7 protein-coding genes are annotated in these 12,586 nt (G+C 51.5%); 1 reads left to right on the top strand and 6 read right to left on the bottom strand.

Annotation, left to right across the window (positions count from 1 at the left end):
• Nucleotides 1-39 precede the first annotated feature (39 nt).
• The 6 genes from OHL19_RS22840 to OHL19_RS22815 form a co-directional block, all read right to left on the bottom strand.
• Nucleotides 40-807 (bottom strand): sulfite exporter TauE/SafE family protein, encoded by a 768-nt coding sequence (locus OHL19_RS22840; protein ID WP_263360164.1) that lies wholly within the window; start codon nucleotides 805-807, stop codon nucleotides 40-42.
• Between the two features lie 28 nt (nucleotides 808-835).
• Complete coding sequence (locus tag OHL19_RS22835; RefSeq protein WP_263360163.1) at nucleotides 836-1,543, bottom strand: phosphoadenylyl-sulfate reductase; 708 nt, start codon at nucleotides 1,541-1,543, stop codon at nucleotides 836-838.
• Complete coding sequence (gene cysN, locus OHL19_RS22830) at nucleotides 1,540-3,255, bottom strand: sulfate adenylyltransferase subunit CysN (protein WP_263360162.1); 1,716 nt, start codon at nucleotides 3,253-3,255, stop codon at nucleotides 1,540-1,542. The genes OHL19_RS22835 and cysN overlap by 4 nt, the downstream gene beginning before the upstream one ends.
• On the bottom strand, nucleotides 3,255-4,211 hold the full coding sequence (gene cysD, locus OHL19_RS22825) for a sulfate adenylyltransferase subunit CysD (RefSeq protein ID WP_263360161.1): 957 nt from the start codon (nucleotides 4,209-4,211) through the stop codon (nucleotides 3,255-3,257). The genes cysN and cysD overlap by 1 nt, the downstream gene beginning before the upstream one ends.
• A 276-nt stretch (nucleotides 4,212-4,487) precedes the next feature.
• Nucleotides 4,488-7,670, bottom strand: coding sequence for a carboxypeptidase-like regulatory domain-containing protein (locus OHL19_RS22820; RefSeq protein ID WP_263360160.1), 3,183 nt, complete (start codon nucleotides 7,668-7,670; stop codon nucleotides 4,488-4,490).
• 672 nt (nucleotides 7,671-8,342) lie between these two features.
• Nucleotides 8,343-9,338: a YihY/virulence factor BrkB family protein gene (locus OHL19_RS22815; RefSeq protein ID WP_263360159.1), complete on the bottom strand. Its 996-nt coding sequence runs from the start codon at nucleotides 9,336-9,338 to the stop codon at nucleotides 8,343-8,345.
• Between the two features lie 237 nt (nucleotides 9,339-9,575).
• Here OHL19_RS22815 and OHL19_RS22810 point away from each other — a divergent pair, with 237 nt between their 5' ends.
• Entirely contained in the window at nucleotides 9,576-12,578 is a 3,003-nt protein-coding gene (locus OHL19_RS22810; protein WP_263360158.1) for a POTRA domain-containing protein, read from the top strand.
• Nucleotides 12,579-12,586: the final 8 nt, after the last annotated feature.

The following is a 12,586-nucleotide window of genomic DNA, read 5'->3' as shown; positions in this document are numbered from 1 at the left end:
GTATTCTTGATCTAATTTTACTTTGAAAACGGAGCTCGTCTATCGCGGAGCAGCCCAGACGTGATAGCTCGTGAAGAGAAACTGGCCCCCGAGGACAAGCAGCCATAGCCATAGCGCGAAGCGCAGGGGGCGACGAGGAATGGCATTGCTAATAAGCGTACCGGTGATTGCTCCTGCGATACCTCCGGCGGTGAGTTGCAGTAGAAGCTGCAGGTTTGAGGTTGTTGAAAACCAATGTGCGCCGCTTCCTATAAGTGACACAACAAATCCAAAAGCTATATCTGTACCGACAACCTGAGCAGGCAACAGAGATGTGAGACTTAGGAGCGCTGCACTGCCGAGAGCTCCTGCACCGGCAGAGGAAAAGCCTACCTCTGCGCCTACAGGAAACATGAGCCAGGCGAGTAAGGGGCTACGATCGCGGCGTTCGCGATCTCCTTTGATGGATCGAAATGAGAAGAGAATCTGCCAGCTTGCCGTAGCTACCAGGATGGCCCCTAGCAGCGCGTTTAACAGGTTCTGTGATCCGGCTGATACCAGGTGCTTCAAAAGCAGAGAACCAACGATTACGCCCGGCGCGCCGCCAAGAAGCATAAACCCAAGCGTGCGCCACGCTACGTTGCCGCGAACAATCTGAGCCGGCACCAGTATGAGCTTGATAACGGCAGAGAAGGTGAGACCGATGCCTACAGCAATCGGAGCTGGGACACGCAAAAACAATACGAGGATCGGCACGGTGATGGTGCCCGCTCCGACACCAGTCAACGCGATGAAAAGTGCGATTACGAATCCGATGACATATTGCATTGGTTGCCCTCGCGAAGTGCCTGCGCCTCTACTTCGCCGATGCTGCTTCTATGTGTATGCCGCATTCTACTTTGCGACCTGCCCAGCGTCCTGAACGCGGGTCATTGGGGTCGAGGGGAAGAGTGGTACACGGCTCACATCCAATCGATGAGAAACCTCGTTCGTACAGCGGCAAAAGTGGAATCGCAAGCTGTTCGCATGCATACCAGACATCGCGAGTGGTCCACTCTGCGAGAGGCGCGAGCTTCAAAACCTGCTTGCCGCCGGGGAGGGTGAAGAGTGCGGATTCTTCAAGCGCTGCACGGCTTTTTGCCTGTTCCCGCCGAAGACCGGTGAGCCAGACACGGTATTCGCCCACGGCCTTGAAGAGCGGCTCTACCTTGCGTAGCTTGCAGCACTGGTCAGGCGCGGATTGATAGAGAAGGCCATGCTCAAGTTCCTGCTCTGCTACTGTCTTTTCCGGCAGCAGATTGATCAGATTCAAGTGCCAGTCTTTAGCTATCTGATCGCGATATTCGTATGTCTCGCGAAAGTGATAACCGGTATCAAGAAAGAGAACCGGAATGGTGGGGTCGAGTTCCAGAGCGAGCTTTGTCAGCAGTACGTCTTCTGCCTGGAAGCTGCAGGTCAGACAGACATCATGAGTGGCGCCGATTTCGGCAGCGAGTGCGGCGCGTACGTGATCCAGCTTCGCATTGACTTGTGTGTGGATCGAATCAATTTCTGAAGTGCTCATTCAACATCTGCCTTTCCGGAGGCGTTGATAATATGCACACGGCTCAGTAACGCATAAACCGCGGAGACCACTTTGCTTTCATCGTCAGTATTGATCACTATCTCCTGCCCCTCTGCTCGTACTACCACTGTGCGTGCTTCATGAAGAGATGTGACGAGGACGAGGAAGCCCGACTGGATATTAAAGTCTATGATGGCCGCAGATTGCTCGGAGCGAGTTTCCAATAAAGCAGAGTGAATTCGGCTTGTGACTGCGCCTCTTGCAAAAAGAGAACGCTCGATCTTATCGAGGATTTCTTCCGGGCCACTGAACTCGATGAGTGCGCCACGGTGTCCCCAACGCTGGGCTCTTTCTTGACTTGTAACTGGTCCATCTGAGATAGCGGGTTCTTCATTCGTAGAGATAGATCGCGATAGGTCAGTGACCATGCCGGCGGCTACGGTACCGTTCGTCTCTGGATCAATAAGGATGAAAGCGCCGGTACTACGATCCTCTCCATAAGAATCAATAGCGATGGGGCGAAGCACCTGTATCGTCACGGTGCCAATACCATTCATTTCCAATGTTGCAGCAGGTTCATGCGTAAGTGTGCCGACATTGGTTCTGTATTCAAGAGTGGAAACGACGGCTGGAACTGAATGACTGCTGTGCTTCAAAAGATAGCGGCGATGAAGCGCAAGTGGCCGCTGATCCATCCATACGAGCGAAGCGGGAAAAGTTTTTACGATGGAAGCAGGCGCCTGTGACGACGCGATAAGATCACCGCGGCTGATATCGAGTTCTCTATCAAGAGTAAGCGTTACCGAGAGCGGCGCGTGAGCCTCGGAAAGGTCTCCATCCCAGGTGACGATGCGAGAGATCTTCGCGACTCTGCCGGATGGAAGAGCAGTGATCGTGTCTCCGGGACGAATCGTGCCGGAAGCAATCTGACCGGCAAATCCGCGAAAGGTATGGTCAGGCCGGATGACACGCTGCACGGGAAAACGGAACGGCGCATAACGGGTATCCAGCGATGACGGCAGGGCTTCAAGCACTTCCAAAAGCGAAGGGCCACCGTACCATGACATCGCTGTCGATCGATGTACGATGTTGTCACCCGCAAGCGCACTGACAGGGATGAATGTGGCTTCGACAGGATTACCGGTATCACTTGCTATCTGATCGAGGACCAACTGAAAATCACGTTCGATGGTACGAAAAGAAGTTTCGCTATAACCGATCAGATCCATCTTATTTACCGCAACTACGACATGCTTCACCCGGAGAAGCGATGCGATATAGGCATGCCTCCGCGACTGCATCAACACGCCTTTGCTTGCGTCGAGAAGCACCACGGTCGCATCTGCTGTTGAAGCACCTGTAGCCATGTTGCGCGTGTATTGTTCATGGCCTGGAGTATCCGCGATGATGAACTTGCGGCGAGCTGTCGAGAAGTAGCGGTAGGCTACATCGATGGTGATACCCTGCTCCCGCTCGGCACGAAGACCGTCCGTCAAGAGCGCGAAATCTATCTGACCGGGAGCAGTAGTTCCCTTGCCTTCAATGGACCGAACCTGATCTTCATAGACCGATTGCGTGTCATAGAGAAGCCGTCCGATGAGCGTCGATTTTCCATCATCGACACTCCCAGCGGTTGAGAAACGAAGAAGATCTTTTTCGCGCTCCTGCGTTAGAAATTGATCAATAACAAAGCTGGGGGCTGCAAGTGTCACTAGAAATAGCCCTCGCGTTTCTTAATTTCCATTGAGCCTTCCTGGTCGTGATCAATCGCTCGATTCGCACGTTCGGAGGAGCGGAAGGATAGGAGTTCCGCGATGATGGCGGGAATCGTGTCTGCGTCGGAACGAATCGCTCCTGTGCATGGACTACAGCCGAGAGAGCGTAATCGCGATTTGACCAGCGTAGGCTGTTCCCCAAGTCGCGCAACGAATGACTGCTCGATGGGCAACAAACTATCGCCGCGAATATACATCGGCCTCTCTTTTGCAAAGTAGAGATCGACGACGGGGATGTTCTCCTCGTGGATGTACTGCCAGACATCCATCTCGGTCCAGTTGGACAATGGAAAGACGCGGATGCTTTCGCCGGGATGAATACGAGCGTTATAGAGATTCCAGAGTTCGGGGCGCTGGTTCTTCGGATCCCATTGACCAGCATTGTCTCGGAAGGAATAGATACGTTCCTTGGCTCGCGATTTTTCTTCATCGCGGCGAGCGCCTCCGAATGCAGCGTCGAAGTTATAGTGTTTGAGTGCATCGAGGAGTGCTTGTGTCTTGAGCAAGCCACAGCAGCGTTTGGTATCGAGAGCAATCGGATTTGTACCTGCTGCGATTGCCGATTCATTACGCCAGACCAGCAGTTCGGCTCCTACTGAACGTGCCATTTCATCGCGGAAGGTGATCATCTCCGCGAACTTGAAACCTGTGTCGACATGCAGCAGGGGGAATGGAATTGGAGCAGGGTAGAAAGCCTTTTGCGCAAGGCGGAGCATCACCGATGAATCTTTGCCGATTGAATACAGCATCACCGGCCGCTCGAATTCAGAGGCCACTTCACGCAGGATGTGGATGCTCTCTGCCTCCAGAAGACGCAGATGGCTGAGACGCTGTGCCGCGGAGACACTTGTTATCGACGCTTCTGGCCTTGTTTCGTTCTCTACTGCCGGCATACAAACCTCATTGCTTCTAAAAGGGATGCTGAAGGCCGAAGTAGAACGAGACATACCCGGCTTATTCAGCTACGGATGCGTCATCTGGATCAATTGTGCGTGGAGATCAGAGACTAATAAGAACACCCGTCGAAGATTTCGACAGGCAACAACAGTAGCCGTTTTGGGAGATGCACAGCATGCGTTTCATTAGTATAACAAATTCACATGCTGCACCCAATTGGGCCTGTATCTGAATTGGTCTGTATCCGGGGCATGCCATGAATCTGGCATACCTCAGAAGAGGAACTTCAATGCGAACTGCAGTTGTCTCGAAGTAGTCGCTGTTGCGGTCACTACACCTGCAGTAGGAGAAACTGCGGCGGCCGTATCGGGCTTGGCTGGCGTGGGCCCGGTGCTGAAGACCACGGCGTTTGGTGTAGTGAAATTGCTGTGATTCAGCACATTGAAATACTCCACACGAAACTGGGCTCGAACACGGTCGTGAACCACGGTGCTCTTCGAGAGCGAAAGATCTACATCCGTGAGGCCGGGCCCGACGAGCGAGTCGCGGCTGGTATTGCCAAATGTGCCGGGATATGGCGCGAGAAAGGCGTCGGGATTAAACCAGTCCGATTGGGTTCTTGCGTAGAGCTTTCCATGAAAATCGGGGTTGAGCTGAGGCCGCGCAGGGTTACGTGAATCTCCATTGCCTGTGGGATTGTAGCCAAGTTGAGGCGAAAATGGAAAGCCACTCTGCAAGGTCGCAATGCCACTCAACGCCCAGCCCCCTGCAAGGTTTTGAACAAGTGAGGATGCGTTGGCAAGCGCTAGATGGCCTTTGCCAACAGGCAGCTCCCAGGTGCCGTTGATAGCTGCTGCATGCGTGATGTTTGTCGCCGCAGGCCCATAATCCAGCTTGGGATTGCCTGGGAACGAAACAAAGGCTGGCGTGTTTGCAGACACGCTCGTATTCCATGCTGAACCATCGTCGAGGTTTTTCGACCACGTATAGACGCCGCGTAGTTGAAGGCCCTTCGAGAACTGGCGCTTCACATCGACTTCCAATCCGTTGTAATTACTGATGCCCTGAGACACCCATGACGTGGAGTTGGCGAGTGCCGGGTTAGCTAGTTTCGTTGTCGGATAGTAGACCGTGCCATCCGCAAGTGAACCAGGGCAAGATGGCGAGGGGCAGATCACCGCAGCGGGCGTATTCTGGTCTTCAGAGAGAATCTGGTGATAACCATGCGAGCCGATATAGCCAATCGTCAACGTGGTTCGCGGTGCGATTTCCTGCTCTACTTTAGCTGTCCACGACAGTACCGTCGGTGTCTCGAGATTGCGTTGTACGTTGCTTGGAGAAACCAGGCCCGGTACCTGCCCTGTTGAGAGTTCGGGAAGATCGCTCACGGTGGTGTTGCTGAAGGAAAGTGTTGTGTTGAAGGGCGCTGTTTGATCCAAACGGTAATCGAGAGTATCTAGTAAGGCGCGGTGTAAACCGAAGCTGGCCTTCAGCGCAGTTTTGCCGTTGCCGAGTAGATCATACGTCGCTCCAATGCGTGGTTCGGGAAGAAACTTGGCGCGATTGTCAGACAGAGCTGAGCTGCTAACTGTCGGATTCGTGTTGATGACTCCGTTGGTGAAATCGTAGTTCGATGCGCGACCCTGTACTTCATTCCATCCGTTTGAAGATTCGATCCGAATACCTGCGCGGAGTTCGAGGCGAGGAGTGGCTTTCCACGAGTCTTCAATAAATCCAGCGGAGAAGAGTGAACGCCATCCCAATTCTGTGGGCGACGGAACGATCGTGTACTTCGATACCGCACCTTGCTCAAATGTGGCCAGCGTAGAAAAAGATGCCTGACCATATTGATTCTGCGCAAGAAAGTCGTTTGACTGCATGCGCTGCAACCATACTCCTGCCTCAATCTGATGCTTGCCATGAGTCCAATAGATATGGTCGTCGACGGTAAAGAGATTGCGTACGGTCTCGTTATTGCTGCCGGTATTAGCGCCGGCCAGAGTCACTTGCGAAGCACCATTGGAGGCGGTGCTGCCGGCGATCACGATTGAACCTACCGGTCCACCCGCGACCCATCCCGGAACCGAACCGGACAGGATGCTATTGAAGGCAAACGCTGCGCGGGAGTAGCCAACGCGCAAGGTATTGAGTAATGCCGGTGAGAAAACATGCTGCTCCTGCGCACTCAATACCTGCTCGCGCAATCGCTCGTAGATTGAGGAATAAGGATTGGCGGACGGGGTCGTCGCATCGCTGTCATCCACGGTATAAGCTGCAAAGAAAAGATCCTGATTGGTAAGGTTGGCGTCAACACGCGTTGTGCCGAAGTCTTCTCTTACGTGCTGCGGTGGATTCGAAAATGCTTCGGCGATTCCTCCGCCCAATTCTGTAGTTCCAACAGGCCACAACGATAGCAACGGTTGCACGCTCGCAACTGCGGCGGCTCTGGATGCATTATCGGGAACGAACGTTACATCACTCAAACCGAGGTGTTGGCGATATCCCTCGTAATTGCCGAATGCGAAAAGCTTATCTTTACGCAACGGACCACCCAGCGCTGCGCCATAATCATTTCTTCCAAAGGCTGGAATCTGAGATTGATCGAAGAAGTTGCGTGCATCCAATGCGCTGTTACGAAAGAACTCGTAGACTGAGCCGTGTACTTGATTGCTGCCGGAAGCGGTGATGATGGATACCTGCGCTCCTGTCCGCTTACCGTAGTTGGCTCCGTATGTGTCGCTAACGACATTGAACTCGCGCACAGCTTCTACGCCGAGTAGTTGGCCGCTTGTTCCACCTGGCGTAACGTTGATCAGCGATGCCCCGGTGTATTCAATTCCATTCAGCAGAAAGAGATTGTCCTGCGGCCTGCGACCCGAAATCGAATACATATTTCCTACGGAAGAATTCGAGGTTCCGACGCCTCCAGACCTTTGCGTGGTGTAGCTGATAGAGGCTGGATTTAGTTGCAGCAATTGGTCAAAGCTGCGCCCATTCAGAGGCAGTTCCTTCACCTGGCGTTCGTTGACCAGCCCCTGAGACTGCAATGTAGAGGTGTCAACCCCGGAAGGAGTATCGACGACGGTAACAAGCTGCTCAACCTTGCCAACATTCAACTTGAGATGAAGCTCAAGGCTCTGCCCAACGGTAAGCGCAATGCCTGTTCGCTTGAGCGGAGCAAATCCATCCAGGGTCACAGAGAGGGTATAGGTGCCAACGGGAATGGATGGTGCCGAGAAGGTGCCGTATTGCGATGTAACCAGTTGGCGAACTCCTCCGGTTTCTTCATTGCGAATCACCACGGCTGCTCCGACAACAGAGGCTCCGCCTGAATCTACGATGCTGCCAGCGATGGTTCCACCGACTAATTGCGCGAACGCTGGCGATACAGTTACTGACGCTAAACTTAATACAAATAAAGCAGGCAATAAAACAACGCGGCACCAATGGGCCATTACGAGGCTCCTTATAAATTGTTCATGTAGATTGTCAAAAGTTGAGAGAGCAGAGCGTCAAACAGTGGACGGCAACAATTGAATGAATGTTTCCTGGAGATTGAGGAACTAGGAGATCGCGGTGTCTAGCGAGGACAACAACAGGTCGCGTGCGCAGGAGATGCACAACAGCGAGCGAGCACTAGACTGATCTCAACTAACATTAAAACGAAATTAACATATCGTGCCATTCGAGGCAAGAAGGACCGTTTCTTCTGAGGGCTATCGCAGTTTGCGCAAGCCTGCAGAAAATGAACTTCTCAATTTGCCCACAGGCGGATGATGCTAGGCATTGCATTCTGGGTGTCGACATTGACAGGTTAGTTCCGTCAGGTTTTTGGCTGTCCTGCAATGGTCGCTGCAGTATTTATTGCCTTCGCTTGCCAAACAATTACAGGCAGGATGTGCGCATTTTTTGGGTGTGGTCATTTGGGTCTCCTTTTACCTCTGAAAGCGTGTAAAGCGATACAAAATGTCCGTTTACTTCAACCTGAACCTTTGAACCTCGACTAAACTTCAACGCAATTACCGTATTCAATCGCTCTGGCTTTTGCTGATCAATGTTGGTCATTGTTGGTCATTATCTGCGAATATCTGGGATCGTTTTCTCGGTTAACCGGCGCTAAAGCGGATTCACAAAGATGATGCAGATGCGTTGCACACCGCTTCGGCGATTTCAAGTTCATTGTTGATCTCTGCACCAAGAAGCAGCATGAGTCCAGTGATATAAAACCATGTAAGTAAAATAATCACGACCCCCAGCGAGCCATACGTAATTGAATATGTATTGAAGTAATGGAGATATAGACGCAGGCCAAGGGATGCCAGAAACCATCCTAATATGCCGATCATTGCGCCAGGCGTAAACCAACGCCATTTACGGTTCTTGATGTCTGGTGCCCAATAATAGGTGACTGCAAAGGAAAGCGATAACAGAATGATCGCAATTCCCCACCCTATAAGTCTTGCCATCACACTTACTACCATCGGCATAAGGTGACCATCGGCATGAGGATACACCATTCGAGCTACGAAATCTCCTCCAAAGAGGCATGTCAGGACAAGTGTGATGATTGCGCTCAGGATAATCGTGAGTCGGATTGCATATAAGCGGGCTACAAAATAGGAGCGCGTTTCGCGTACTCCACAGACAACGTTGAGCGTATCTTGTACCGCAGAAATACCAATAGCGGCCGACCAGATTGCCACGATGAGACCAAAGGTTATTTTGCCCGGAGTAGAAGCAGCCGTGGTCTCATTAAAGGTATCGAGCACCGTTCCCAACGCCGAGGATGGTATGACAAGCGCGAGGTAATTGAGAAGCCGGTCATAGATCAGATCGGCAGATTTTGCAGCTAATCCCAGAATTGAACTCGCACTAAAAAGCGCGGGGAAAAGGGCGAAGAAAAAGTAAAAGCCGAGTTCTGCGGATCGATCCAATAGACGATCTTCCTGCGCTGATTTCCACGTTCTGGAGGCAAGTGTCCGGAGAGATATTCCATGCAGATCCCACAGCGAATATGTACCAGAACGGAGGCAGAATTCTCTGAACCCTCGCCGGTTAATTTCGTGAGCAAGTACCACGCCGGGTTTGGACGCAGGGAGAGGATCAGTATCGTTATCGTTCAAGACCGTGCCCCCTCGCCTGTCATGATGCATCTTGCTGTAATGATGGATGCGAAGCGCCCTCGATTGGGTGCCAGAATTTCGGCTTCAGCACAGCGCCTGACGCGTCGTTTTGAAACCATTTGGAAATTGCAGGCAGTCGTTCCTGCATTGGGCTTCCTTTTCAGGAGTGATCAACTGAGCACTGACCACATGCATCCAATAGTAGATAATGTTTTTACTTCGGAGGATTTGCACTGCATGCTGGTCAAAAACAAGGATCGGCAATGGAAGCTGCATGGATTGTACTGGCAAGTTTTGATGTTTCTGCTTGTCGCCTTCACTCTTCCAACAGGTGCGCAGAATCCAAGGCCATCAACAGAGCAGGTGCCCAAGGATTCCCCAGCGTCAACCGAGATTCTCTCGTCCTATGAAGGACAAAAAGTAACAGCGATAGAAATTGCGGGACGCCCGGATATCTCCACGTCTCAGTTCTCTCCTCTCTTTATACAAAAGGCTGGCGAGCCATTTTCAAAAGATAAAATTGATCAAACGGTAACATCGTTAAAGGCTCACGGACACTTCGAAGAAGTACGCCTGCAGGTCGATCCAGAGGCAGACGGAGTTCGAGTCCTGATGATTCTGGAACCATCCATTTCGTTCGGAATCTTTCAGTTCCCCGGCGCCGAGCAATTCTCGTATTCACGGCTTTTGCAAGCGACCAATTTTCCATCTGAAGCTCCTTTTAACGCAGAGGACATAGAGAGGGATCGCCAAAGCCTATTGATGTTTTTTCGGCAGGAAGGTTTTTTTCAGGCAGAGGTGCAGCCGGAAACAAAACTTGATCAACCTCATCGTCTTGCCAATGTCCTGTTCCACGTGACGCTCAAACGTCGGGCGCAATTTGGAAATATAGTGATTGCCGACGCGACTCCACAACAGGCCGCGATTCTCAATCAAAGCCTTCAGACTCTGCTCGCGCGCGGTCACGGCGCCGCTATTCGACAAGGACGCCCCTATCGCCGATCTACTCTCTCAAGAGCAGTCAAATATCTCGAAAACGAATTGGCTAAACAGGATCATCTCGGAGCACAGGTGAAGCTCGCGGGAGCTGAATATCACGCAGATTTGAATCGCGCAGATATCCATTTCACAGTGCAGGCCGGGCCGTTTACGCATGTCCAGGTGGAGGGAGCTCACCTGTTCAGTTGGACACGCAAATCTCTATTGCCGATGTACCAGGGAATCAGTGTTGATGACGAATCGATACAGGAAGGCAAACAGGCTCTCATATCTTACTTTCAGGCAAAGGGATTCTTCGACGTTAAGGTTGACGCGCAATTTCGGAATGGTAAATCCGGTCAGATCATCGTTTACCAGATCACGAAAGAAAAAAAACATAAAGTTACAGAGGTAAGTTTGCATGGAAATACCCAGATCGCTTCAGACAAACTTGCGCCGCATCTTGGAGTCGAAAAGTCTCACTTATTTTCTTCGGGAAAGTTCAGCGAAAAACTTGTGCGCTCAAGCGTAAAAAATCTTGAAGGCGTCTACCAATCCGAAGGCTTCAGTAGTGTTCACATCACACCCACTGTAGTAAACAATGGAGCAGATATCCGGGTATCTTTTCAGGTGAATGAGGGGCCGCGCGATATTGTAAGAACACTCACGATTGACGGCGCAGACACTTTTCCTGAGTCCAGTTTCGCCCCGACTGGGTTGAAGCTCGCAACCGATAAACCCTACTCACAAGCGCTGGTTCAATCCGATCGCGCAAGCGTTATTGCTCATTACTTACAAGCCGGATATTTGACAGCGAGCTTTAGACAAACAGCAACGATAGTATCGAAGAGCGATCCACATCATATCGATGTGGTATATCACATTTATGAGGGTCCGCGCGTCTTCGCTGGAGATATTGTGACTCTCGGCCGCATGAAGACAAGGCAACGATTGATTGACAAAGATATCGTCTCCATCAAGAGCGGAGAGCCTCTCACCGAAACAAACCTATTGACGGCGGAGAGTCAGCTTTACAACCATACCGGCGTGTTTGATTGGGCAGAGGTCGATCCGAAACGCCAGATCACGACGCAGACTAAAGAAGATGTTCTCGTAAGGGTGCATGAAGCCAAACGAAATCAGATCACATATGGTTTTGGATTTGAAGTGATCAATCGTGGCGGAAGCATTCCGAGCGGAACAGTTGCTGTTCCTGGTCTGCCGCCAGTCGGACTGCCTCCTAATTTTACGACCAGCCAAACGACATTCTATGGGCCGCGAGGAACATTTCAATATACGCGTAACAACTTTCGAGGCAAGGGCGAATCACTTTCCTTCACTGGATTCGCGGGAAGACTCGATCAACGCGGGGCGGCTTACTATATCGATCCAAATTTTCTATGGTCGAACTGGAGAGCAACTGCATCTGTATCAGGGGAGCGCAACGAAGAAAATCCAGTGTTCTCTTCGCAACAGGAGTTAGGGAGTTTTCAGCTTCAGAGAAGTTTAGACAAAGCGCATTTCAACACGTTGTTTTTACGTTATAGCTTTAGCCAGACAGATCTAACTCGAATTGAAATTCCATCCCTGGTCTTACCAGAAGATCAGCATGTTCGTCTTTCTACGCTGGCCGCCAACCTGACTCGCGATACACGCGATAATGTTCTCGACGCGCACAAGGGTATTTTGCGATCGATGGAGCTTGATTTCAATTCGACAAAACTGGGCTCAAGCGTTGACTTCACAAAGCTGACTGGGCAGCTCGCTTACTACAAGCAGGGCTATCACAACATCATCTTTGCTAACAGCATTCGGATTGGCCTAGCTCAACCGTACGGTGGCAGTAGAGTGCCGCTGAGTGAGGCTTTCTTCACCGGTGGAGGTAATAGCCTTCGTGGTTTTCCATTAGATGGCGCCGGGCCTCAACGGCAGGTTAAGGTTTGCAGCAGCGGGTCGAGCACCGATTGTTCCTTCGTCCAGGTGCCAAGTGGCGGCAATGAACTTCTTTTGATCAATTCGGAAGCACGCATTCCTCTGCCTATTAAAAAAGGTCTTGGTATTGTTGTGTTCTACGATGGCGGAAATGTATTTCCCAATGTTGGATTTCATGACTTCACGTCTCTCTATTCCAACAACGCCGGCCTGGGGCTACGCTATGCAACGCCTGTAGGGCCGATTCGAGTTGACCTGGGACGCAATCTCAATCCCACTCCTGGAATCCAGGCAACGCAATATTTCATCAGCATTGGACAAGCGTTCTGAGCGAGGCA

This window comes from Acidicapsa ligni (genome assembly GCF_025685655.1).
Lineage (GTDB): Bacteria > Acidobacteriota > Terriglobia > Terriglobales > Acidobacteriaceae > Acidicapsa > Acidicapsa ligni.
The sequence above is the reverse complement of the archived record's forward strand: the minus strand, read 5'-3'. Positions and strand labels throughout refer to the sequence as shown.